24 protein-coding genes and 1 tRNA gene are annotated in these 22,527 nt (G+C 46.4%); 19 read left to right on the plus strand and 6 right to left on the minus strand.

The genetic code is table 11. The features are described from left to right. The first annotated feature begins 11 nt into the window (after positions 1 to 11). On the plus strand, positions 12 to 632 hold the full coding sequence (locus B0681_RS07330) for a carbonic anhydrase (protein WP_211271518.1): 621 nt from the start codon (positions 12 to 14) through the stop codon (positions 630 to 632). Positions 633 to 786: 154 nt separating this feature from the next. Then, complete coding sequence (gloA, locus tag B0681_RS07335; protein WP_078318092.1) at positions 787 to 1,323, plus strand: lactoylglutathione lyase; 537 nt, start codon at positions 787 to 789, stop codon at positions 1,321 to 1,323. 75 nt (positions 1,324 to 1,398) lie between these two features. On the opposite strand, the gene B0681_RS07340 is transcribed toward gloA, so the two are convergent. Next, a tRNA-Arg gene (locus tag B0681_RS07340) sits at positions 1,399 to 1,475 on the minus strand. A gap of 280 nt (positions 1,476 to 1,755) precedes the next feature. Here B0681_RS07340 and B0681_RS07345 point away from each other — a divergent pair. The 5 genes from B0681_RS07345 (at position 1,756) to B0681_RS10365 (ending at position 5,784) form a co-directional block, all read left to right on the plus strand. After that, positions 1,756 to 2,361 (plus strand): c-type cytochrome, encoded by a 606-nt coding sequence (locus tag B0681_RS07345; protein ID WP_078318093.1) that lies wholly within the window; start codon positions 1,756 to 1,758, stop codon positions 2,359 to 2,361. Between the two features lie 219 nt (positions 2,362 to 2,580). Further along, positions 2,581 to 3,540 (plus strand): ABC transporter ATP-binding protein, encoded by a 960-nt coding sequence (locus tag B0681_RS07350; RefSeq protein ID WP_078318094.1) that lies wholly within the window; start codon positions 2,581 to 2,583, stop codon positions 3,538 to 3,540. Positions 3,541 to 3,562: 22 nt separating this feature from the next. Beyond that, positions 3,563 to 4,336 carry an ABC transporter permease gene (locus B0681_RS07355; protein WP_078318095.1) on the plus strand — a complete coding sequence of 258 codons (774 nt, stop codon included), beginning with the start codon at positions 3,563 to 3,565 and terminating at the stop codon, positions 4,334 to 4,336. Positions 4,337 to 4,398: 62 nt separating this feature from the next. Beyond that, positions 4,399 to 5,241 (plus strand): NADPH-dependent 7-cyano-7-deazaguanine reductase QueF, encoded by an 843-nt coding sequence (gene queF, locus B0681_RS07360; protein WP_078318096.1) that lies wholly within the window; start codon positions 4,399 to 4,401, stop codon positions 5,239 to 5,241. Positions 5,242 to 5,355: 114 nt separating this feature from the next. Beyond that, entirely contained in the window at positions 5,356 to 5,784 is a 429-nt protein-coding gene (locus B0681_RS10365) for a hypothetical protein (RefSeq protein WP_143821228.1), read from the plus strand. Between the two features lie 25 nt (positions 5,785 to 5,809). Here the strand turns inward: B0681_RS10365 and B0681_RS07370 are convergent, their stop codons facing one another. Both B0681_RS07370 and B0681_RS07375 read right to left on the minus strand, forming a co-directional pair. Then, entirely contained in the window at positions 5,810 to 6,292 is a 483-nt protein-coding gene (locus tag B0681_RS07370; protein WP_078318098.1) for a hypothetical protein, read from the minus strand. Positions 6,293 to 6,462: 170 nt separating this feature from the next. Next, on the minus strand, positions 6,463 to 8,181 hold the full coding sequence (locus B0681_RS07375) for a proline--tRNA ligase (RefSeq protein WP_078318099.1): 1,719 nt from the start codon (positions 8,179 to 8,181) through the stop codon (positions 6,463 to 6,465). Positions 8,182 to 8,363: 182 nt separating this feature from the next. Between B0681_RS07375 and B0681_RS07380 the strand changes: the two genes are divergently transcribed. The 11 genes from B0681_RS07380 (at position 8,364) to B0681_RS07430 (ending at position 18,677) form a co-directional block, all read left to right on the plus strand. Beyond that, the gene (locus B0681_RS07380; protein WP_078318100.1) at positions 8,364 to 9,032 is read left to right on the plus strand and encodes a DUF4230 domain-containing protein; all 669 of its coding nucleotides are present in this window, start codon (positions 8,364 to 8,366) and stop codon (positions 9,030 to 9,032) included. 77 nt (positions 9,033 to 9,109) lie between these two features. Further along, the gene (locus tag B0681_RS07385; protein WP_078318101.1) at positions 9,110 to 9,781 is read left to right on the plus strand and encodes a phosphoribosylanthranilate isomerase; all 672 of its coding nucleotides are present in this window, start codon (positions 9,110 to 9,112) and stop codon (positions 9,779 to 9,781) included. 71 nt (positions 9,782 to 9,852) lie between these two features. Continuing rightward, positions 9,853 to 10,596, plus strand: a complete 744-nt coding sequence (locus B0681_RS07390) for an SDR family NAD(P)-dependent oxidoreductase (RefSeq protein WP_078318102.1) — start codon at positions 9,853 to 9,855, stop codon at positions 10,594 to 10,596. A gap of 27 nt (positions 10,597 to 10,623) precedes the next feature. Continuing rightward, positions 10,624 to 11,838 carry a tryptophan synthase subunit beta gene (trpB, locus tag B0681_RS07395; RefSeq protein ID WP_078318103.1) on the plus strand — a complete coding sequence of 405 codons (1,215 nt, stop codon included), beginning with the start codon at positions 10,624 to 10,626 and terminating at the stop codon, positions 11,836 to 11,838. Between the two features lie 22 nt (positions 11,839 to 11,860). Continuing rightward, the gene (locus tag B0681_RS07400) at positions 11,861 to 12,508 is read left to right on the plus strand and encodes a LysE family translocator (protein ID WP_078318104.1); all 648 of its coding nucleotides are present in this window, start codon (positions 11,861 to 11,863) and stop codon (positions 12,506 to 12,508) included. A 20-nt stretch (positions 12,509 to 12,528) separates the two neighbouring features. Beyond that, positions 12,529 to 13,359: a tryptophan synthase subunit alpha gene (gene trpA / locus B0681_RS07405; protein ID WP_078318105.1), complete on the plus strand. Its 831-nt coding sequence runs from the start codon at positions 12,529 to 12,531 to the stop codon at positions 13,357 to 13,359. A 179-nt stretch (positions 13,360 to 13,538) separates the two neighbouring features. Further along, positions 13,539 to 14,423: an acetyl-CoA carboxylase, carboxyltransferase subunit beta gene (gene accD, locus B0681_RS07410; protein WP_078318106.1), complete on the plus strand. Its 885-nt coding sequence runs from the start codon at positions 13,539 to 13,541 to the stop codon at positions 14,421 to 14,423. A 99-nt stretch (positions 14,424 to 14,522) separates the two neighbouring features. After that, entirely contained in the window at positions 14,523 to 15,839 is a 1,317-nt protein-coding gene (folC, locus tag B0681_RS07415; RefSeq protein ID WP_078318107.1) for a bifunctional tetrahydrofolate synthase/dihydrofolate synthase, read from the plus strand. Positions 15,840 to 16,041: 202 nt separating this feature from the next. Beyond that, positions 16,042 to 17,187, plus strand: coding sequence for an SPOR and LysM peptidoglycan-binding domain-containing protein (locus tag B0681_RS07420; protein WP_078318108.1), 1,146 nt, complete (start codon positions 16,042 to 16,044; stop codon positions 17,185 to 17,187). A gap of 92 nt (positions 17,188 to 17,279) precedes the next feature. Continuing rightward, positions 17,280 to 17,783: a DUF2726 domain-containing protein gene (locus B0681_RS07425; RefSeq protein ID WP_228143884.1), complete on the plus strand. Its 504-nt coding sequence runs from the start codon at positions 17,280 to 17,282 to the stop codon at positions 17,781 to 17,783. Between the two features lie 99 nt (positions 17,784 to 17,882). Then, a complete protein-coding gene (locus B0681_RS07430) occupies positions 17,883 to 18,677 on the plus strand; it encodes a crotonase/enoyl-CoA hydratase family protein (RefSeq protein WP_078318109.1) in 795 nt (264 codons plus the stop codon). A 61-nt stretch (positions 18,678 to 18,738) separates the two neighbouring features. Here the strand turns inward: B0681_RS07430 and B0681_RS07435 are convergent, their stop codons facing one another. Further along, entirely contained in the window at positions 18,739 to 19,194 is a 456-nt protein-coding gene (locus B0681_RS07435) for a c-type cytochrome (protein WP_078318110.1), read from the minus strand. Positions 19,195 to 19,466: 272 nt separating this feature from the next. Between B0681_RS07435 and B0681_RS07440 the strand changes: the two genes are divergently transcribed. Beyond that, positions 19,467 to 20,807, plus strand: a complete 1,341-nt coding sequence (locus B0681_RS07440; protein ID WP_078318111.1) for a tetratricopeptide repeat protein — start codon at positions 19,467 to 19,469, stop codon at positions 20,805 to 20,807. A gap of 67 nt (positions 20,808 to 20,874) precedes the next feature. On the opposite strand, the gene hemF is transcribed toward B0681_RS07440, so the two are convergent. Both hemF and ribA read right to left on the minus strand, forming a co-directional pair. Then, positions 20,875 to 21,825: an oxygen-dependent coproporphyrinogen oxidase gene (gene hemF, locus B0681_RS07445; protein ID WP_078318112.1), complete on the minus strand. Its 951-nt coding sequence runs from the start codon at positions 21,823 to 21,825 to the stop codon at positions 20,875 to 20,877. A gap of 19 nt (positions 21,826 to 21,844) precedes the next feature. Further along, positions 21,845 to 22,462 carry a GTP cyclohydrolase II gene (gene ribA / locus B0681_RS07450; RefSeq protein ID WP_078318113.1) on the minus strand — a complete coding sequence of 206 codons (618 nt, stop codon included), beginning with the start codon at positions 22,460 to 22,462 and terminating at the stop codon, positions 21,845 to 21,847. Positions 22,463 to 22,527 lie beyond the last annotated feature (65 nt).

The following is a 22,527-nucleotide window of genomic DNA, read 5'->3' on the forward strand; positions in this document are numbered from 1 at the left end:
GGACGATGATGATGCATGATGCCAAAGCAATGCTGAATGAACTCAAAGCAGGCAATGAGCGCTATGTGGCCAATCTTTCTTCGACCGAAAAGATCCCCATTCCGCCCCCGACATTGGTCAAAGAACAAAAGCCCAATGCCATCATCTTGGGCTGCTCGGATGCGCGTGTGCCTGTGGAGCTGATTTTTGATCAGGGTTTGGGTGATCTATTTGTAATCCGTGTAGCGGGCAATGTCGTCGCCCCAAGCCAGATTGGTTCGGTGGAATTTGCCGCTGAGAAGTTTGATACTCGTCTTGTGGTCGTGCTGGGTCATTCGCACTGTGGCGCCGTGACAGCATGCATTGAGGCCTTGATTAATCCTGATCAATATTATTCACCAAACCTGCAATCCATCGTCGATCGCATCCGCCCAAGCGTGCTGAATCTGCATGAGATCGCCACCGCCTCAGGCAATGATGCTGATATGGATGAGCTGATCGATCGCTCTATTCGTGCCAATGTGCGCATGTCTGTCAGCCAATTAAAGCATGGCTCGCGAATCTTGGAGGATATGGTTGCCAGTGGCGATTTGCTCATCGTCGGTGCTGAATATGATGTGGCAACTGGCAAAGTGGATTTTTTTGAAGAATAAGGGGTTTGATTTGTGAATGCCAGTGGCTTGACAAATCTGACACTAATATTGCAGATCTTAACAAAACTGCCATTCACATCATCCAAAGCACCCTGTAAAATCAAAGCTGTGACCACTTGGTCTTTTATCAACCATCAAAAAAAAGAGGACATCGATGAGCATCCAACAACCTGTCAATTCACTGAGTGCCGCTGGCGTCAAAGACATTCCTGTTCAGTCTGAGGGATATATTTTTAATCACACTATGCTGCGCGTCAAAGACCCTGTCAAGTCGCTTGAGTTTTATACTGGCGTTTTGGGCATGACACTGCTTAAGCATCGCAGCTTCCCTGATGCCGAATTTGATCTGTACTTTTTGGCGCGTTTGACTGAGGATGAGCGCAAAACGCTGCCAGCAGGCGATGAGCTAAAAGACTTCGTCTCACGTCAACGCAGTATCCTTGAGCTGACGCACAATTATGGCACTGAAGATGATGACAGCTTTAGCTATCATGATGGCAACAGTGAGCCAAGAGGTTTTGGGCATATTTGCTTTAGTGTACCAAATCTGGCTGAAGCGGTGGCATGGTTTGATGCCAATGGTGTCGAATTTAAAAAGCGCCCAGAAGAGGGCAATATGAAAGACATCGCCTTTATCAAAGATCCAGATGGTTATTGGATTGAGATCATTGAGATCAATAATAACCGCTAATAAAAAACCCATCTTAATACCACGCCTTAAGCAAGTCTGATAACTTGTTGAGTGGATAAGATGGGTTTTTTTAAATGGCGCACCTAGCGGGAATCGAACCCACGGCCTTCAGCTTCGGAGGCTGACACTCTATCCAACTGAGCTATAGGTGCATGAAAATGGTCATTTAGGTGGCAGATTCTAACAAGTTTTGATTAAAATTGCCATCATTTCGCCAAAATTTCATCATAAAAATCGCAAAATACTGCCAATTTTCGACAAATCTTGCTAAATTTTAACAGATTTGATAAAAAACATGGCATTTTACCTGCTTTTTCCCTTATAATAGTAGGGTAAATTTTGTATCGTTGGGACGGTGGTTTTGCATGGTGATTTGCACACGGTCCGACACCCCCAGAGCGCTTGCTCAAGGCTATAAAACGAGATGATGACATGAAAAAAGCTGTTATGTTTTCTGTTGCTGCATTGTTGGCGGCGTCAGCGATGGCAACCCAAGCACAAGAAGCTGCCACCACACCTGCAGCCACAGCCGAAGCGACTGCTGAAGCTGCCACCACCCCAGAACCTGCTGCCGATGCAGCCGCCGCTCCAGCGGATGCAGCCGCGACCGAAGCGACTGCCGAAGCTGCTGCACCTGCTGCCCAACCTGAAGAAGCCATCCCACAAGACAGCCCACAGGTACAAAAGCTGGTCGCCATGTACCCAAATCTGATCGCTCGTATCGCACCATATGGCAAAGTATGCTTTGATGGTGAAGAGTGCGACATTAATATCACTGTATTGGCACCAGCTGTTGACGGCCAAGCGCGTGATGGTGAGAGCATCTATAAGGCTATCTGTGCAACCTGTCATGACGCAGGTCTGGTTGGCGCACCAAAAACTGGCACTGCCGACTGGGCAGCTCGTGCAGCCAAAGGCAAACCCACTTTGTATGATCACGCCATCAATGGCTTTAACGCCATGCCAGCGCGTGGTGGCAGCCCTGATCTGTCTGATGAAGAAGTCCAAAACGCAGTTGATTACATTCTTGCACAATAATTATTTGGGCAGTGTAAAAAACTTTACTTCGATTAGCCTCCGATCCATCTATTGAGTGATGGATTGATGGCTGATCGCTGCTGATCCTAAGCTGTCGATACGATGGCTTGGGATTTTTATTGGTCAAAATTATTGTCAAAATCTTAGAGTTGATGGCTTTGCCTTGAAAAATCCGCTCAAGCCATCATCTAGTATGACAAATGATGATTCGAGAAAATTATGACGCCAACCACCGAAGTTCCTGCACTTAAGATCAGCGGACTGACCAAGACTTATAATAATGGCTTTACTGCGCTTAAGGGCATTGATTTGACTGTGCCACAGGGCGGATTTTTTGCATTGCTTGGGCCAAATGGCGCTGGCAAATCCACGACGATTGGCATTGTCAGCTCCCTATTTCCACCATCGGCAGGAACGGTTGAGATTTTTGGGGTGGATTTGTTCAAAAATCCTGCCAAAGCCAAAGAGTTCCTAGGTGTCGTTCCCCAAGAATTTAACTTTATGCAGTTTGAAAACGTCCAAGATATCTTGATTAATCAAGCAGGGTATTTTGGCATTACTGCTCGTGATGCTCGCCCCCGTGCCGAAAAACTATTGAAAGCGCTGGGTCTGTGGGATAAAAAAGATACCAAGGCACGTATGCTGTCAGGTGGCATGAAGCGTCGCTTGATGATTGCTCGTGCATTGATGCATAAGCCAAAACTGCTCATCTTGGATGAGCCGACTGCAGGTGTGGACATTGAGCTACGCCGTTCGATGTGGGAGTTTATGGAATACATCAACCGTGAAGAGCAGACGACGATTATTCTGACTACCCATTATCTAGAAGAGGCTGAACAGCTGTGTAAGCACATCGCCATCTTGGATAAGGGCGAGATTCGCATCAATACAGATATGAAAAGTCTGTTGGCAAGTCTTGATATCGAAAGCTTTATTTTGGATTTTGCCAAAGTGTTTGATGGGCAAATCCATCTAACCAATGTCGTCAAATTTCAACAAGTCGATGAGCTAAGCCTTGAAGTCACACTCAAAAAAGGCGAAAGCTTGAATGATGTCTTCGCGCAATTATCCGCCCAAGGAGTGCAAATCGCCAGCATGCGAAATAAATCCAATCGCTTAGAAGAGCTGTTTATGAGCTTGGTTGAGAATAATCTGACCGAAAAACTCTCCAATGACTAAATAATAACAACAAGAGTATCTTATGAATTTTGGCAAGCAATGGGTGGCATTCACCACCATTTTAATCAAAGAAATCAAGCGGATATTGCGCATCTGGCCGCAGACGCTATTGCCACCTGTCATCACGATGACGCTGTATTTTGTGATTTTTGGTCAGATGATCGGTAGTCGTGTCGGTGAGATGGGCGGGGTGAGCTATATGCAGTTCATCGTGCCGGGTCTGATTATGATGGCAGTGATTACCAATAGCTACTCTAATGTGGTGTCGAGTTTTTTTAGTATGAAATTCCAAGGCAGTATCGAAGAGCTGCTGGTATCGCCTGTGTCCAAGCATACGATTTTGTTTGGCTATGTGGCAGGCGGGGTGTTTCGTGGGCTTGCGATTGCATTGATTGTGACCATCGTGGCATTGTTTTTTACCAAGCTTGGTATCACGCACCTAGGCGTGATGCTGACGACCATTGTCGGTACTTCTGTGCTGTTTAGTTTGGGAGGTCTCATCAATGCGGTCTTTGCTCGTTCGTTTGATGATATTTCGATTATTCCAAGCTTTGTGCTGACGCCATTGACCTACCTTGGCGGTGTGTTTTATTCTTTAGAAAATCTATCAGGTTTTTGGCAGACTTTATCTTTGCTAAACCCGATTGTCTATATGGTCAATGCCTTTCGCTACGGCATCCTAGGCTACTCAGATGTTAATGTTTGGTGGTCGTTGGTGGCGATTTTGGGCTTTTGCGTGGTATTGTATGTCATCTCGTATCGCTTACTTGCCAATGGTTCAAGATTGCGGTTGTGATTGATGATTTGCCATCGACGTGTCAGATGGTGATGGATGATTTGTTTTATTAAGAGAAAATTATGAGTATTCACGGTGTCTTGGGTGAGAGTACCAGCTATCCCCAAAGCTATGACAGCAGTGTGCTGTTTGCCATCAGCCGCACGATTGGTCGAGATGAGATTTTGGCAAAGTCAGGTGTATCGGCAGAGCATCTGATGGCAGGCGTTGATGTATGGCAGGCATTTGAGCTGTCGTGGCTAAACCCACAAGGCATCTCAAAAGTTGCCATCGCTCGTATCACTATCCCTGCTGACTCACCAAATATCGTTGAGTCAAAATCGCTCAAGCTCTACCTAAATAGTCTAAATTTCACCCAGTTTGATGATGTATCTGCTGTCAAACAGACCATTGAGCGTGACTTGACAGCGTGTGTGGGGGCGTCGGTCACAGTTCAGATCAGCTCGCTTGATGGTGCTGATTTTGCAGTGGTGCGACCTGTGGGCGAGTGTATCGATGCTGTGCTTGATGGGGGTGATGCGGTCGCTGTCGTTGATGATGTCGATGCGTCGCTACTTGGCACAGCAGTTGATGGCGTGGTGCAAACCTTTCAATTTCATACCAATCTGCTTCGCTCAAACTGCCCTGTGACCAATCAGCCAGATTGGGGTACGCTGTCGGTGTCTATCACAACCGCCAAGCAGGTAGAGTATGCCAAGGTGTTGGCGTATGTGCTGAGTTTTCGTAAGCATAATGGCTTTCATGAGCAGTGCGTTGAGCAGATTTTTGCTGATCTATTGACGGTCTATGCACCGACAAGTCTGATGGTGCAAGCCAACTACACTCGCCGCGGTGGCATTGACATCAATCCTGTACGAGTGCTAAACCATCCGATGCCGAGCATTGGGCGTTTGGTGCGTCAATAAAGCCAATAATTTATCGTACTAAGACAGGTGTATAACACACCATCAAAAAATCAAATCGATGGTGTGTTATATGCATCCTACCGCACTCAAAACCGCCGTTGAGAGACTTTAAAAGTGATAATTGATTTATATATCATAAAAAATATTATTAAAACAAAAAGTCTATTTGGAATCAGGACCAACTGCCAAAAACAGGATGTTCTTTATGTATTTGGAAATCCTATAGATTATGCAAAGCAACATAAATCATATCCTGAGATATTAGGTTATGGAGCTTTACAATTCTTTTTAATTAACGATAGGATTACAAGTTTTTCTTTTGATGGATCTAAATTGGATTTTTATGATAACATCAAAATGAGCCCAATTCGAAAAGAACATATTGATGATTTTTTGTTTGAAAAAAATATATCTTTTTTCAAAGAAGCTCCAGTCATCGAAGGTGGTGAAGTTTACAAGATTGATGGTAGAATTGATATTTTGTTTTATGAAAATACCCTATTTTCTTTTGGAATATGTGAACATATTCAACAGCCTGCGTAGCTTAATAGGCGCATACCACGCACCATTAAAACTCTTCATAAAAAGTCAGGCATAATCCCTGCTCTCCATACATATCTTCTTCTAAAATAAAATGAAAAGACCTGCTTGGGAACAATTCCTTTAACCTTCTATCCCAAAAGTAATGAATAATTTTAGCAAATTCATCAAACAAAATATCGTTATCAAGTGCCTGTGAGCTTGCTAGTAAATAGAAGCTGCCCAACTCAAACATATTGGTATATTTTTGAATATCAGACTCACTCAAGCCAGCTATCTTTTGAGCTAAACTAAAATCTGGCTTAAACTCTTTATCGTAAACAATATTAGCACCAAGATAAATCCTGTCATTGTATTCTATAAATTCGGGTGCAAACAGCCCAGCGCAGGCAATTAAAGATTCTAGATTGACATAGTTGGCAACATAGTTACTAAAATCAGTTAAACATGGGTCATAGTCTGGATATTCTTTTAATAGATTAATATCTACCAAACTTTTATAAATCTTCATAACTATCCCCCTAATTTAATCCAAGGTGACGAAAAATTTCCATAGTCCAATAGGATGCGTACCACGCACCATAAAAAACCAATAGATATTGTCCCAAAAAACACCCCAAAGGCTGACAGTTGAATCCAACTTTTGGGGTGCGGTTTATATTAGCCAAACTGGCTTGGTGATTAGAACTTCGCCAAGACTTCTTCAAGATCTAGCATCACTTTTTCGCCATTGGCACGATTGACATACTCGTATTTACCTTCGGCAAGGTTGCGTTCAGAGACGACGATGCGATGTGGGATACCAATAAGCTCAAGATCAGCGAACTTCACGCCTGGACGCTCATCACGGTCATCCAGCAGTACATTGACGCCACGAGCCTTGAGCGTTTGGTACAGCTCATCGGCTTTTTGTTCGGCTTGACCGTCTTTTGATTTCATCGGTACGATAGCGACATAAAACGGTGCGATACTGTCGGCTTTGTCTTGTGGCTCTGCCCAGATGATGCCATTGTCATCATGGTTTTGTTCGATGGCGGCAGCGATGATACGACTCACCCCGATACCATAACAACCCATCATCAAGGTCACAGGCTTACCTTCTTTGCCAAGTACTGAGCAGTTCAGGGCTTTTGAGTATTTATCACCCAATTGGAAGATATGACCAACTTCGATACCGCGTTTGATAGACAGCACGCCTTTACCATCTGGTGATGGGTCGCCATCGACGACATTGCGGATATCGACGATTTCGGTGATGGCGGCATCACGCTCCCAGTTCATGCCCGTGGTGTGCTTATGCTCGACATTGGCACCTGAGACGAAGTCAGATAGTGCAGCAGCGGCACGATCGACATAGACAGGGATGGTGAGATCGACACTGATATAGCCTTTGATTAGGCCAGCGGCTTTGATTTCTTCTTCGCTTGCCATGGTCAGTGGCGCATGGACGGCAGCGATTTTTTCGGCTTTGATTTCGTTCAATGTGTGATCGCCACGCAATACGAGCGCCACAAGTTTTGGTGCATCAGGATTTTCTTCACTATACGCACCTTTGACAATCAAGGTCTTGACCGTCTGAGTCAGGGCGATACCCAGATGCTCTGCCACCGCTTCACAAGTTGGCATATTTGGCGTATCGACATCTTGGCGTGCTTGGCTTGGCGCTTGGCGGACATCGGTGCAGATGGCTTCGGCAAGCTCGACATTGGCGGCATACTCTGATTCGCTTGAGAAGGCGATATCATCTTCACCGCTGTCAGCTAGGACATGAAACTCATGCGATGCAAAGCCACCGATAGAGCCTGTGTCCGCTTGTACTGCACGGAACTTAAGCCCCAGACGGCTAAAGACACGGCTATAGGCATCGTACATATCTTGATAAGTCTCGGCCAGTGATTCTTTGTCAATGTGGAAAGAATAGGCATCTTTCATGGTAAATTCACGAGCGCGCATCACCCCAAAGCGTGGGCGGATTTCGTCACGGAATTTGGTTTGTACTTGATAAAAAGTGACTGGCAGCTGTTTGTAGCTTTTTAGTTCATTGCGAGCGATGTCGGTGATGACTTCTTCGTGGGTTGGGCCAAGCACAAAATCACGCTGATGGCGATCTTTGAAGCGAAGCAGTTCTGCACCATAATCTTCCCAGCGGCCAGACTCATGCCACAGTTCACCCGGCTGAGTGACGGTCATGAGCAGCTCTTGGCTACCGATGCCATCCATCTCTTCACGCACGATGCGTTCGACACGCTTGAGTACTCGAAGACCCATTGGCATCCAGACATACAGACCTGATGCCAGCTTACGAATCAGACCGGCACGCACCATCAGCTGACTTGAGACGATGTCGGCATCGTTTGGCGTTTCTTTTAATGTGGCGAATAAAAATTGACTGGCTTTCATGACTAACCTTATAAAATCTAATGATAATTTGCAAATACGATAAACAATAAAATTGACAAAAGATAACCTGTCTATCTTACGGCAAAAAACGCCATTTATGCAACTAAATTTCCGCAATTTTTACACAATTTGTCAGGCTTTTGTGGTATTTTAATCCTAAACGATTGATTAGGTGAATACTGATGAAAATTCCCCAAAGCAAACAAACAGGCAATGCACTCGTCTATGTACTACTCATCTTAGTGATGGTAGCGATTTTGGCGATGGCAGGATTTTGGCTTATCAATAAGTCGGATAACTATGTCAATACCATCACCAAAGACGGTATCATCACTGAAATTCAGACGCTATCACGACTACAGACGGTGGCTTATAGCGTGGATACCATCGTGACGGCAGACAAGGCAGGCACTTGGCAAAATCTGTGGCAGGACAAGCAAAAAGGCTTATTCATCATCAAAGGGCGAGTATTGGCTGGCGTGGATCTTGGCGGTATCAGTGCTGAGATGGTACAAATTAGCCAAACCAAAAATGAGCAAGGCGAAACCATCAATCGGGTGCATATCACGCTACCGCCATCGCAGGTGTTTGAAGTGTTTTTGGATGATATCGAAGTCTATGACTGGCAGACGGGGCTATTTGGTACGGTGGCAGGTGATCCCAAGTTATTCGCCCAAGTACAAGCAGATGCCAAAGCCGAAGTGCTGGCCAAAGCTTGCCAAGGCGATGTGCTAAACCTTGCGATGACGAGCGCTGCCGAGCAAATCAAAAGTCTATTTATGCTGACAGGTAGCGTGGTCGAAGTCAGCACCCGAGGCACAGGGGCGTGCAAGCTTGCAGTCAAGCCATAACAAGCCAAGCTTGTGCCAAATTGATTGGCTAATTTGGCATTTTTCATTGTATTTATAAAACAAAGCTAAGCAACATCATGAAAAAACTTAAATATTGCGGATTGACTCGCTGTGAAGACATCCAGCAAGCGGTGGCACTCGGCGTTGATGCCATCGGTTTGGTCTTTTATCCACCAAGTCCAAGAGCGGTCAGTATCGAGCAGGCAAAACAGCTTGCCCAAGCAGTGCCTGCCTTTACCAGTCTTGTGGCGCTCGTGGTGAATATCAGTGATGATGAGCTGATGGCGATTGCCAAGGGTGTAGGGGTTGATGTCATTCAGTTTCATGGTGATGAGTCGCCTGATGAGTGTCAGCGTCAAGCTAGCCTTGTCAATAAACGCTGGATTAAGGCACTGCGTATCGATGCCACACGCCACACGCCGACGAGTATCTTGGCACTCATCCGTGAGTATCAGATGGCAGGGGCGAGTTCGATTTTGCTGGATGCTTATCATGCGGATAAATTTGGCGGTACGGGTGAGCGATTTGATTGGTCGCTGATTCCTACCGATTCGCCTTTGCCGATTATTTTGGCAGGGGGATTGACACCTGACAATGTCGCGATGACAGCGGATTTACCTGTGTATGCTTTGGATGTCAGCGGTGGTATTGAGTCTGCCAAGGGCATCAAGGATGCACGCAAGATGGCAGAATTTGCTAAGAATGCCAATGGTATATCCGCCAATAAAAATGCGTCAAAAAATTGCTAAAAGCACATTTTATCGGTACAATGAAGGTTGGTTTGTTAAATTAATTTTATCCAAATAAAAAGGAATAAATCATGAACATCATCGTCACAGGGGCGACGGCAGGATTTGGCGAACAAATCGCCCGTGATTTTGTATCAGCAGGACATACCGTCTATGGCACTGGCAGACGCATGGATAAGCTAGACGCCTTGCGTGCTGAGCTTGGTGAGCGATTTGTGCCACTATGCTTTGATGTGTCAGATGCTAAAGCGGTGCAGGCAAGCTTATCGGCGATTGATTTGGCGAGCATTGATGTATTGGTGAATAATGCAGGGCTTGCTTTGGGGCTTGAGCCTGCACATCGAGCGGATTTGAGTGATTGGCAGACGATGATTGATGTCAATATCAAGGGGCTTGTGACAGTGACGCAGATTGTGCTACCGTTTATGGTGGCAAATAATGCCGGTACAGTGATTAATATTGGCTCAACGGCGGGCAATCATCCGTATTTTGGTGCCAATGTCTATGGTGCAAGTAAGGCATTTGTCAAGCAGTTTAGCAATAATCTGCGCGCTGATTTGATTGGCACTCGAGTGCGTGTGACCAACATCGAACCAGGAATGTGCGGTGGTACAGAGTTTAGCAATGTCCGCTTTAAGGGCGATGATGATAAAGCGGCAGCCGTCTATACGGGTGTGGAATATTTGACCGCCAAAGATATTAGCAATACTGTACAATGGGTGGTCTCTCAGCCATGGCACGTCAATATCAACTCGATTGAGATGATGCCGACAGCACAGACTTATGCAGGCTTGGCAGTGGCTCGAGATATTTAATTTTCTTTTAATGATAAGGCAAATGTAATGACAGATGTAGTGAATTATAATAACTATCCTGATGCTGATGGGCATTTTGGTGTTCACGGTGGCCGTTTTGTGTCTGAGACCTTGATGAAAGCCTTAGAAGAGCTGGAAGTCTTGTATCATCAAGCCAAAGCCAATCCTGAATTTTGGGCACAGTTTATGGCGGATTTGACCGATTATGTGGGTCGTCCGACACCGCTGTATCATGCTCACCGTCTATCGGATGAGATTGGTGGGGCGCAGATTTATTTTAAGCGTGAAGATTTGAACCACACAGGTGCGCACAAAGTAAATAACACCATCGGTCAAGCGCTACTTGCCAAAATGAGTGGCAAAAAACGCATCATCGCCGAGACCGGCGCAGGTCAGCATGGCGTGGCGACGGCGACGATTGCGGCACGATTGGGGCTTGAATGTATCGTCTATATGGGTGCTGATGATGTCGAACGCCAAAAGATGAATGTCTATCGGATGCGTCTTTTGGGTGCAACAGTCGTGCCTGTGACCAGTGGCTCTCGCACGCTCAAAGATGCGATGAATGAAGCGATGCGTGACTGGGTCGCCAATGTCGATAGCACCTATTATATCATCGGCACAGTAGCAGGGCCGCACCCGTATCCGCTACTGGTGCGTGATTTTCAGGCGATCATCGGTCGTGAAGCTCGTGTCCAGCATCTAGAAAAAACAGGCAAGCTGCCTGATGCGCTCGTGGCGTGCGTCGGTGGCGGTAGTAATGCCATTGGTCTGTTTTATGATTTCTTAAATGACACTGAAGTGGCGATGTATGGTGTCGAAGCCAATGGACTAGGCATCGATACACCGCATCATGCCGCACCGCTACAAGCAGGCCGCATCGGTGTGCTGCATGGCAATCGCACCTATCTGATGTGTGATGACGAAGGACAAATCCTAGGTACGCACTCGATTTCAGCAGGGCTGGACTATCCAGGTGTTGGCCCTGAACATAGTTTTTTAAAGGATATGAACCGTGTGAACTATGTCGGCGCAACCGATGAAGAAGCCTTGCACGCATTTCGTGAAGTCACCCGCAAAGAAGGCATCATCCCAGCGCTCGAAAGCTCGCACGCAGTAGCATACGGCATGAAGCTGGCTGCAACGATGCGTCCTGATCAGTCCATCATCGTCAATATGTCAGGCCGTGGCGATAAAGATCTGCACACGGTGATGAAAGTTGATGGGATTGATGTGGATTGATAATTAACTAAGTAGGTGTATTATGGCAATAGATTGGATATTGGTAATCACATACATAACAACCATAATCTTATTTCTAGGCACGCCGGGTCCTGTCACTGTCATGGTGGTAAATACCAGTATTAAGCATGGAATATCGGCGGGTTTAAAAACCATTGCAGGTACTAACTGTGCATCTTTGGTATTAATCGCTTGCTCAATGGCGGTAATTCAAGGCGTGCTTGCAATTAGTCAATCTGCAATGCTGTGGCTAACTTTGTTTGGCTCATTATATTTGTTGTATTTTGCTTTGCGAATTTTAAAAGAGCAAATGAGCGAGCATAAACATCTTGATGTATCAACGAGTAGTTACAATAAAGGATTTGTTGATGGGTTGATTGTTGGATTGTCCAATCCTAAAGATATACTGTTTTTTGTTGCTTTCTTTCCTATGTTTTTTAATATTTCACAAAATAAATGGCTTGCAACAGTCATGCTGGTAGGCATTTGGATTGTGCTTGATTATCTTATTTTGTCAATCTATGCTGTTTTATTTACCAAAATCACCAATCATAAAATTACTTCAATTATCAACTACTTATCAGGGTTGGTGTTATTAATTGTAGCAGTTTATGCGTCAATTATGACCAGTATAAAATTATATTTTGGTGAGAAATTGGTAAATTATTAGTCTAAATAAAGAGTAAAATTATGAAAACCCGTATCGAAACAACCTTTGAGAATCTCAAAGCCCAAAATAAAAAAGCCCTAATTCCCTATATCATGGCAGGTGATCCACACCCTTTGGTGACGGTGGGTTTGATGCACAAGCTTGTGGCGCATGGGGCGGATGTCATCGAAGTTGGCTTGCCATTTAGCGATCCGATGGCAGATGGCCCTGTGATTGCTCACGCAGCTGAGCGCGCCTTGGCAGCAGGCACAAGCACCCGTGATGCCATCGAGATGGTGCGAGAATTTCGTAAGACCAACACCACCACACCTGTGCTTGTGATGGGCTATCTAAACCCTGTTGAAATTATTGGTTATGATGCCTTTAGCGATTTATGTGCTGATGCTGGTGTGGATGCGATTTTGATGGTGGATTTGCCACCAAAAGAAGCAGGTGATTTTCCAAAGAAACTCACCGCACGCACTGATAATCCAATGAATCAAATTTTCTTACTATCACCGACCACCGAAGCGGCTCGCCGTGCCAAAGTGATTGAGGACTGTAGTGGATTTATCTATTATGTCTCGCTAAAAGGTGTCACAGGCTCAGCGAGTCTAGATGTGGCAGCGGTCTCTGAACAAGTCCAAAAAATCAAAGCCGAAACCGACATCCCTGTGTGTGTCGGCTTTGGTATTCGTGATGGCGCATCTGCCAAGGCGTTGGGTGCGGTGGCAGATGGGGTGATTGTCGGCAGTGAGCTTGTTAAAAACTTTGCCAATATCGATGCATCCGATGAGCAAGCAGTCGCTGCTGCCATTGATCAGCTACTTGCCAAGATGGATGAGCTCAAATCGGCACTGGCAGAAGTGTAATTGATTTATTCAGCTTGTCTGAGCTATCAAAAGACGGCTGATTGTGTGATTTTTGCAAATTTACCCAAAAATTTACCATCTTTTGCAAAATCACTTTGCCAAAATCGATTTACAAGTGTAAACTATATGACAATCATTGGGTACGCCCAATTTGACACTATAGTAAAAAGGAAAATCACATGAGCCAAAGCGAAACTGCCACCGAGCCAACCATCTGGCTAAAGCGTGCTGTCCCTGGTATCAAACAAACCACTGTACCGACTTTGACAGCGGTAGAGACTGAGCCATCGACTGAGTGCCCTGAGTGCCATTCTCTGACTACTAATACAGCACTGATTTTGAATCAATATGTCTGCCCTGAGTGCGACCATCATCTGACCATGACGGCTCGTAAGCGTTTGGAGTGGTTCTTTGATAGTGTGGATGCTGAGCTGGGTCAAGAGTTCACCGCAGGCAATCCGCTAAACTTCGTCGATTCCAAGCCTTATCCTGAGCGTATGAAAGAAGCGCAGACCAAGACAGGTGAGTCTGAGGGCTTAGTGGTGATGGCAGGTAAACTTAAGAATCTGGATGTCATTGCTTGTGCGTTTGATTTTCGCTTTATGGGCGGTTCGATGGGCTCAGTGGTGGGTGATCGATTTGTCCAAGCTGCCGAAAAAGCCTTAGCAGAGCGTAAGCCACTGGTCTGTTTTGCTGCATCAGGTGGTGCGCGTATGCAAGAGGGCTTATTATCGCTCATGCAGATGGCTCGCACCAGTGCTGCGATTGAGCGTCTAAGATTGGCTGGTGTGCCTTATGTGGTGATCCTAACCAATCCAGTCTATGGCGGGGTGACGGCAAGTCTTGCCATGCTTGGCGATGTACATATCGCTGAACCTAAGGCGATGATTGGCTTTGCAGGTAAGCGAGTGATCGAACAGACGGTGCGTGAAGTGCTTGACGAGCCGTTCCAGCGTGCTGAATTTTTGCTCGAAAAAGGCACGGTAGATATGGTGGTGCACCGTCATCAGCTGATTGATACCACGCATCGCATTTTGGCAAAATTATCCAAAGCTGCTGCATAAGCTTAGTAATACAACACCCAAGACCGATGGTTTTGGGTGTTTTGTTGTGTTTGGGCGAGGATAAGTTTACAATATGCCAAAATTTTTGGAAAAATTCACATGACAGATAGAAACTTAAGCCAATGGCTCACCTATATGGGCAGCATCCATGTATCCGCCATCGATATGGGGCTTGAGCGGGTATTGCCAGTTGCCGAGCGACTGGGTGTGTTAAAGGCAGATTTAAAAAAGAAGCCAACGATCTTTACTGTCGCAGGCACTAACGGCAAAGGCTCAACCACAGCAACCATCGCCGCTATCTGCCAAAGTGCAGGGCTAAAGACCGCCTTGTATCAATCACCGCATTTGGTGTCATTCACCGAACGAGTGCGGATTGATGGCATCGAGGCGAGTGATGAGGCTTTGATTTTGGCATTTGAAGCGGTGGAGTCGGCTCGTCTGGCTGAGGGCTTATCCTTGTCGTTTTTTGAGATGACGACTTTGGCGGCATTTTGGCTGTTCAAGCAGGCAGACTGTGATGTTTGGGTGCTTGAGATTGGGCTAGGCGGACGATTGGATGTGGTCAATATCATCGATCCTGATGTGGCGGTGATTACCAATATTGGCATCGATCATGTGGATTGGCTGGGTGATGATATCGAAAAAATCGGTGCCGAAAAAGCCGGTGTTATCCGTGAGGGTATTCCTGTGATTTTGGGTGATGAAAATCTACCAAGTAGCGTCACTCAAATCGCAAAGCGGCTCAACGCCAAGGTTTATCAGCTGGGGGTGGATTATGATTATCTTGCCAAAGGCGATGGTTGGATTTGGTCATCGGCAAGTCTAACGGCACAGTTGCCATTGCCAAAATTATCTCTACAAAACGCCGTCAATGCCGTTGCTGCTACCCAAGCAAGTAATCTTGGCATCAGCCTAGATGCCATCAAGCACGGTCTATCTGTGGTGCAGTTGGCAGGTCGATTTGACCAAAGAGTGATTCAAGATCGTCAGTGGATTTTTGATGTTGCCCACAATGAAGATGGCATCAAGTTTTTGTTAAAACAGCTGACGACCGCATGGCAGAGGCATCTTGTTAAGCATCCTGATGCCAAGCTATATTTCTTATTCTCAATGCTTGGGGATAAGGATGTATCGGCAGTGCTCAAGCACATCCATCTAGCGATAGTTGATGGTGCATTGCCATCAGCAAGTTGGCATACGGCGGCCATCAGCCATGAGCGAGCGATGGATATTGATACGCTGACAGGCATCATGCAGGCGTGTGTGCCTGATATTGATATGGTGGTGTATGAGAATCTAGATAAGGCGACTTTTGGGGTAATTGACGCCAGCCACCCGCAAGATCTGATTGTAGCGTTTGGCTCATTTCACACCATTGGCGAGAGTTTGGTGGCGTTATTGGGCAGGCCTTATTAAAGCATTGTGATCAATACAAGATGATGGCAATGATCGCTGTGATGCAAAGTATGCTTTTGATGAAACAGCTTGACAATTTGCCCAAAAAATTATATTTTTAACAGTTTAAGATGACTGCATCATATCAGCGATGGGTGCAGTCGATCGGATATGATAATACTTAGCCTGTATCGAGCAGGCTTGGTGATGAGGTTGATAGGTTATGGTATCAAAGCAAGTTATGTTGGGTGTGGCGCTCATCATTGGTGGTAGCGTGGCTTTTTTTGCATTGGCAAAAAATGATTCTGCGGCGGATGCTGCTACACAGGCGGCCGCCGAAGATACCACCACGACCAAAGTCGCCAAACCAGTGGTGCAACCTTTAACTGCTGATGTCGCCACAGAAGAGCGCCTACTTGCCCAAAAACAGCGTGCGCGTGAGGCGCATAATCTGCAAATGCAAAAACAAGCCGCTGCACTGCTTGAAGAACAAAACAACGCGCGCAAACAGGCACTGGATAAGGCCAATGCCGAGGCCACAGGTCGTCCTTTAAGCAATACCCAAGAAGTTTCTGCTGACAGCGCCGCTAAAAGTGAGCTGATCGCAGCGCCGACGGTGCAGACACGCCCAGAAGCCATCGAAGCTGCGCGTAAGGCTGAAGAAGCCAAAAAAGCTGAAGAGGCGGCCAAAAAAGCCGAACAAGCGGCCAAATCCCAAAGTCAGCAAGCCAAGGCACAAGAAGCTAAAAAAACTGACGACAACAAGGCTGATACCAAATCTGATACCAAAGAAGTCAAAGCACCAGCCAAAGCAGGTACTTATGAAGTCCAAGCGGGTGAAACTTGGCAGGGCATCGCCAATCGCCATGGTGTTTCTGTGGCGGCATTGGCTGAGGCCAATGGTATGACGCGCCATGATCTGTTGCGCGCAGGTCGCAGCATTAAGATCCCATCGGCATCTCAAGTGGCGCGTTTGGAGCGTGATAATAAAGCTCGTGAGGCCAAGGCCAAGCAGGAAGCTGCTAAGTCAGAGGCATCCAAGTCAGGCAACACCACTCAAAATAAATCAACAGAAAAATCCGACACCAAAAAATCGGATACCAAGACCGAAACCAAGTCGCAAAATCCGCAGATGTCTGGCCGATACACGGTGCAAGTTGCCATCTCACCAGACAAAGAAAAAGTCGATGAGATTGTCAAACAATATCGTGCAGCAGGCTATCGTGTGACTACCAGCAGCACCAGCCGCGGCCTGCGAGTGTTGGTGGGTAATGAAAAAAGCGAAGAGGGTGCCAAAGCCTTGCGTAAAAAAATCGCTGATGACTCACGCGTCAGTGCGCCAGGTGCTTTTGTGCATCAAGTACAATAAACCGACCAAAGCCCCATCAGTCAAAAGCACGGATTCTGCCGTGCTTTTTGCATCTGTTAATGGCTGATATGTCACAATAAAAAGAGTGTATTTTGGATTATATTTTCATCGTTGGGCTACTGCTTGTGTGCGTAGTTTTATATGTGCTGTTTCGCCCAAAAGCCAAAAAAATCAAAGGCGATGATCTGCCAGTTTGGCCGTTTGAGCCGATGCCTTTGATGACTGACAGCGAGGTGCTGTTTTATAAAAAATTAAAAATGGCATTGCCAGAATTTCATCTGTTTGGACAAGTTCAGTTATCTCGAATGATTGAGCCGACCGAAGAGGTGGCGGATGAGCGCCAGTTTTGGTTCAATCGCGTCTGTCGTCAAAGTGTTGATTTTGTGCTGGTTGATGAAGATCTACAAACGGTGCTGGCTGCCATTGAGCTGGATGATTGGACGCATGAGAGTAAAACTCGCCAAAAGCAAGACGCCAAAAAAGATAAGGCGCTTGCCAGTGCAGGCATTCCCATCATCCGCTTTCATGCCGAAAAAATGCCATCGGCACAGATGATTCGCCATGAGGTCATCAGCGTGCTGCGCGCTTATCGTTAAGATGGGTGGAATTTGACTGATGAGTTGACAATGATCGCTTAAAATTTGACTGTCTTTTGTTACACTAAAGCTTTATTATTTGACTGATTAAGGATTATCATGACTCATTATCGCCAAATTCTCGTTCAGATGAGCGATGACATTGCCACCATTACACTCAATCGTCCTGATAAGAAAAATGCGCTTAGCTTTTTGATGATGGACGAGCTGATCGATGCTGCCAAGTCCATCAAGAAACAGCGGCATCTGCGGGCGGTGATTTTGGAGGGTGCAGGCGCGGATTTTTGTTCTGGGCTGGATTTGGCAGATTTAAATAATCCCAAAAACATGGCATTTGCCGCGTATCAGCTGATCAAGCCGACACCGAGTAAGTTTCAACAGGTGTGTCTGATTTGGCGATCGCTGCCTGTGCCGGTGATCGCGGTGATTGATGGCGTGTGTGTTGGCGGTGGGTTGCAGTTGGCTTTGGGTGCTGACATACGCATGGCAAGTGATCAGGCGAGATTTTCGGTACTGGAGGCCAAATGGGGTCTGGTGGCGGATATGGGCATCACGCAAACGGCAGCTGATGTGCGTCGTGATCATGTGGCAAAGCTTGCGATGACTGCACAGATGATCGATGCCGAGGCGGCGTTGGCCGCTGGGATTGTCACACAGATATCGGATGATCCAAAGGCGCATGCCAAGTCATTGATCAAGGATATAAAAGCGCGCTCGCCAGATGCAGTACTGGCCGCCAAACGCGTGATGTATGCCGATCGCCGCCTTGATTATCTGGCGCTGTATCAAGAAAAACTGTGGCAAATCCGCCTGATGCTCGGCAAAAATCGCAAGCTTGCCATCAAAAAAGCCAAAGATGACAGCGTGTCATTCATCAAGCGACAATTTCGATGACGCATGTATCAAACAAAAAAAGCTGCCAACCAAACAGTCGGCAGCTTTTGTGATGCGAAGCTTATTTTTTATAAACTTTGTGGCATGAGCCGCAGCTGCTTGCCATCTCACCATACAGTGCCTCAACATCAGCAGCGCTAGTCGCGGTCGCGGCTGCCGCAGCCAAGGCGTTGGCAGCAGCGGTGAATTTTTCAGTTTCTGCTTTAAAGCCAGCAGCATCTGCCCAAATGGCGTCTTGCGCATCGCCGCCTTTGGCAGTTTCACCATCAAAATAAGTCCACATGGTGGTGGTATTGTTGGCGATGAAATCAGCGCGTTCTTTAAAGGTGGCAGCATCAAAGGTGGCTGGATTTTCCATCATGGCTTTCATGCCTTCATTGGCTTGACGCCAGTCTTTCATCAGCTTGGTGCGATTTTCGATCAGGGTGTTGTCTTGGGCGGTGGTCGTCGCTGCGTTGTTGCAGCCAGTTAGAACAACAGCAGACAGCACAGATGCTAGAGCGATTTTGTGAAACATGGTCACTTCCTTTTTATCGGTGGCTAAAAAAATCAATGGCTAAATTTATTTATGCGCAATTTGTAATTGCAATAAATTGAAAATTGCATTTTACCGAAAAAGCTTCCAAAAAACCTTAATTTAGATGAAAATGAAACAAAAATTAAACAAAATACCAAAAATTAACAAAGCTGGATCAAAGGCGGATGATTTGAGTTGTGAAGATTCGATGGTATAATTCACCTTTGCTAAGCTTGGCATATCTGCCATACCAATCCTGTTTGAGCTCAATCATGAAACTACCCCTGCCTAAGCCGCCAAGCCATTTGGTCAAACAAAGAAAACCTGCCAAATCAAACAAATCCAACATCCAAGCTCAATTGGATGTGCTGCTAAATCAATTTCATCAATTGCGCAGCGTTGGCTGCCATCATGATGCTTTGATCATGGCTCAAAAGGCGCATCAGCTGATCCCAAATAAAACAGCGCCATTAAGTGACATGGCGACTTGTTATATTCACCTAGAGGCGTGGGATAATGCCATTGCTACCGCCAAAAAGATCATTGCGATAGATCCTAAGCATCTCAATGCTTATGATGTGCTGTCACATGCCTATGGTGCCAAACGAGATTGGCGAAATGCAGGCGTTTATGGCAGGCAGGCGCTGATGATCCGTGATGAGCTGGTGATGGATAAATCGCCGACACCGCCTGTGATTGCGCCATCTTTTATGGATCTGGATCAAGACAGTAAGCAAAATCTCATCGCATTTTCGCTATTTGGCGATCGCTCTGAGTACATCGAGACAGCGGTAATTAATGCCCAGATTGTCGGTGAGGTCTATCCAAATTGGCAGTGTCGATTTTATGTTGATGACAGTGTGCCGCAGACGGCCATCGATCGGCTGACAGCAGAGAAGGCTCAAGTGATACAGGTCAAGGGCGATGCAGCAAGTTTGCCTGGGACGATGTGGCGGTTTTTGGCGATGGATGATGCGTCACTGGGTTATGTCGTGTTCCGCGATGTGGATTCTGTCATCTCGCATCGTGAAGCGACAAGCGTGCGCGAGTGGATCGATAGCGGCAAAACCTTTCATACCATTCGAGATTCAGGCTCGCATACTGAGCTGATTTTGGCGGGTCTGTGGGGTGCTAAGGCAGGCAGTGTACCAAATATGCTTGGCATGATGATGAGTTATTTGGCAGAAAATCCCAAGCGTCATCAGCACATCGATCAGTTTTTCTTGCGCTACTGCGTTTGGCCGTATGTGCGCCAAGATGTCTATGCCAGCGATCGGATCTTTGGCTTTATGGATGCGCATCCGATCACGGATGTGGGGTTTGATTTTGATAAGACGCACATCGGCTGTGATGAGGGCGGTAGCATCTTTACGCTCACTTCATCGACGCTACAGCAGGGCGATCGCGTCGTGTGGCGATTATACAGCCAAATCGATCCTGCACTGAATGCTGATCTGAGCCATCGCCGAGTTGATGAATGCCTGATTTGTGACTATGAAACCATCATCGAGCAGGACAATACGCTGATGGGCAAAATCCCAAGAATCTATGCTCGAGGCATACCGACGGGCGAAACCAGAATCGACTTTAAAAAACTTGACGAATCTATTTAAATCCAAAAAGCATCGCCCATCATAAGCGATGCTTTTTTTGGTTAAGGGGTGATCATTGATCAGCGCATCACAGTGCCAGCCAATCTTTTGGCTTAAGATAAAAATCCGTCAGCTCAAATTCAGGGGTGCCAGCTGTTGGCTCATAGCGGTATTCCCATGCAGCCAGTGGTGGCATCGATACCAAAATCGACTCAGTACGGCCATTGGATTGTAGTCCAAACAGCGTGCCCCGGTCATAAACTAAGTTGTACTCGACATAGCGACCACGGCGATACAGTTGAAAATGACGCTCACGCTCGCCATAGGCGCGATGTTTGTTATTTTCAAAAATCGGCACAATGCCATCGATATAGCCCTGACCGACTGCCTGCATGAATGCAAAACAAGTTTCAAAATCCCAACCTGTGCTAGCTGTGTTGACATCATCATAAAACAGTCCGCCCACGCCACGGCACTCGCCACGGTGCTTAAGATAAAAATACTCATCGCACCATGTTTTGTATTTGTCATAGATATCGTCACCAAAGGGCTGACACAGCTCATAAGCCACCTTGTGCCAGTGCTTGACATCATCAAGCGAAGGATAAAATGGCGTCAAGTCAAAGCCGCCGCCAAACCACCAAATTGGCTCACCACCATCGGTAGGGGTAGCAACAAACAGTCTGACATTGGCATGACTGGTCGGCACATAAGGGTTCTTTGGGTGGATGACGAGTGATACACCAAGCGCTTGCGCCTTTGCACCAGCCAGCTGTGGGTGGCGAGTGGTGGCAGAAGCTGGCATTTGGTTGATATGAATATGGCTGAACATCACGCCAGCTTTTTCGATGACTTGACCGCCTGAGAATACACAAGATCTGCCACCGCCGCCTTCGGGACGCTCCCAAATATCGGCGATAAATTTGGTCTCGCTACCACCATCGACACCGCCTGTCTGTTCTTGATGTTCAAGCGCCTTGATGATGTTGTCTTGTAAATTTAATAAAAATTCGCGTACGCGGGCAATTTGTGTGTCCATAATTATCTCGATTTAATGATTATCGGTGTTGGTGATCTGTCAAATCATCGGCATCAATAAAATGATTCATCTTCACGCCTTTGGTGCTCAGATAGTCTTGATTGTATTTATTCACACCGACAATCAGTGGACGACGCTCAACGACATCAAAGCCTTGTTCAACCAAGTCATTGACTTTATTTGGATTGTTTGTCATCAATGCAAGCTGTGCGATGCCAAGGTGTGAGAGCATCACTTGGCACATCTCATAGGTGCGAGCATCGGCAGGTAGGCCAAGCAGTAGATTGGCTTCTAGGGTGTCATGTCCTTGATCTTGTAGGGCATAGGCACGGATTTTGTTGGTCAAACCGATGCCGCGACCTTCTTGGCGTAAATATAAAATCACGCCACTACCATGCGCTTGAATGGCTTGCATGGCGGCGTTCAGCTGTGGGCCGCAGTCGCATTTGAGTGAGCCAAAAGCATCCCCAGTCAAGCACTCGGAGTGAATCCGCACCAGTGGCACGGCAGTCGGGTCGGTGCTTGGTAGCCCAAAGCTTAAGGCGATGTGTTCTTGTCCGTCTTCATTTTCAAATACATGAATATCAAAGTCGCCATGAATGGTTGGTAGTTTGGCTTGGGTGATAAATTGATACAAAATTTTGCCCTTAAATCAGCAAAATTGGCTGATTATCAATAAAAATTGTCAAATATTATTAAAAT

The organism is Moraxella porci DSM 25326 (assembly GCF_002014855.1).
Classification (GTDB): Bacteria; Pseudomonadota; Gammaproteobacteria; order Pseudomonadales; family Moraxellaceae; genus Moraxella; species Moraxella porci.

What these genes read in the sequence shown, in the direction of transcription:
- B0681_RS07330 (WP_211271518.1), top strand. Translation starts at nt 12, where the DNA reads ATGCATGATGCCAAAGCAATGCTGAATGAACTCAAAGCAGGCAATGAG.
- gloA (WP_078318092.1), top strand. Translation starts at nt 787, where the DNA reads ATGAGCATCCAACAACCTGTCAATTCACTGAGTGCCGCTGGCGTCAAA.
- B0681_RS07345 (WP_078318093.1), top strand. Translation starts at nt 1,756, where the DNA reads ATGAAAAAAGCTGTTATGTTTTCTGTTGCTGCATTGTTGGCGGCGTCA.
- B0681_RS07350 (WP_078318094.1), top strand. Translation starts at nt 2,581, where the DNA reads ATGACGCCAACCACCGAAGTTCCTGCACTTAAGATCAGCGGACTGACC.
- B0681_RS07355 (WP_078318095.1), top strand. Translation starts at nt 3,563, where the DNA reads ATGAATTTTGGCAAGCAATGGGTGGCATTCACCACCATTTTAATCAAA.
- queF (WP_078318096.1), top strand. Translation starts at nt 4,399, where the DNA reads ATGAGTATTCACGGTGTCTTGGGTGAGAGTACCAGCTATCCCCAAAGC.
- B0681_RS07370 (WP_078318098.1), bottom strand. Translation starts at nt 6,292, where the DNA reads ATGAAGATTTATAAAAGTTTGGTAGATATTAATCTATTAAAAGAATAT.
- B0681_RS07375 (WP_078318099.1), bottom strand. Translation starts at nt 8,181, where the DNA reads ATGAAAGCCAGTCAATTTTTATTCGCCACATTAAAAGAAACGCCAAAC.
- B0681_RS07380 (WP_078318100.1), top strand. Translation starts at nt 8,364, where the DNA reads ATGAAAATTCCCCAAAGCAAACAAACAGGCAATGCACTCGTCTATGTA.
- B0681_RS07385 (WP_078318101.1), top strand. Translation starts at nt 9,110, where the DNA reads ATGAAAAAACTTAAATATTGCGGATTGACTCGCTGTGAAGACATCCAG.
- B0681_RS07390 (WP_078318102.1), top strand. Translation starts at nt 9,853, where the DNA reads ATGAACATCATCGTCACAGGGGCGACGGCAGGATTTGGCGAACAAATC.
- trpB (WP_078318103.1), top strand. Translation starts at nt 10,624, where the DNA reads ATGACAGATGTAGTGAATTATAATAACTATCCTGATGCTGATGGGCAT.
- B0681_RS07400 (WP_078318104.1), top strand. Translation starts at nt 11,861, where the DNA reads ATGGCAATAGATTGGATATTGGTAATCACATACATAACAACCATAATC.
- trpA (WP_078318105.1), top strand. Translation starts at nt 12,529, where the DNA reads ATGAAAACCCGTATCGAAACAACCTTTGAGAATCTCAAAGCCCAAAAT.
- accD (WP_078318106.1), top strand. Translation starts at nt 13,539, where the DNA reads ATGAGCCAAAGCGAAACTGCCACCGAGCCAACCATCTGGCTAAAGCGT.
- folC (WP_078318107.1), top strand. Translation starts at nt 14,523, where the DNA reads ATGACAGATAGAAACTTAAGCCAATGGCTCACCTATATGGGCAGCATC.
- B0681_RS07420 (WP_078318108.1), top strand. Translation starts at nt 16,042, where the DNA reads ATGGTATCAAAGCAAGTTATGTTGGGTGTGGCGCTCATCATTGGTGGT.
- B0681_RS07430 (WP_078318109.1), top strand. Translation starts at nt 17,883, where the DNA reads ATGACTCATTATCGCCAAATTCTCGTTCAGATGAGCGATGACATTGCC.
- B0681_RS07435 (WP_078318110.1), bottom strand. Translation starts at nt 19,194, where the DNA reads ATGTTTCACAAAATCGCTCTAGCATCTGTGCTGTCTGCTGTTGTTCTA.
- B0681_RS07440 (WP_078318111.1), top strand. Translation starts at nt 19,467, where the DNA reads ATGAAACTACCCCTGCCTAAGCCGCCAAGCCATTTGGTCAAACAAAGA.
- hemF (WP_078318112.1), bottom strand. Translation starts at nt 21,825, where the DNA reads ATGGACACACAAATTGCCCGCGTACGCGAATTTTTATTAAATTTACAA.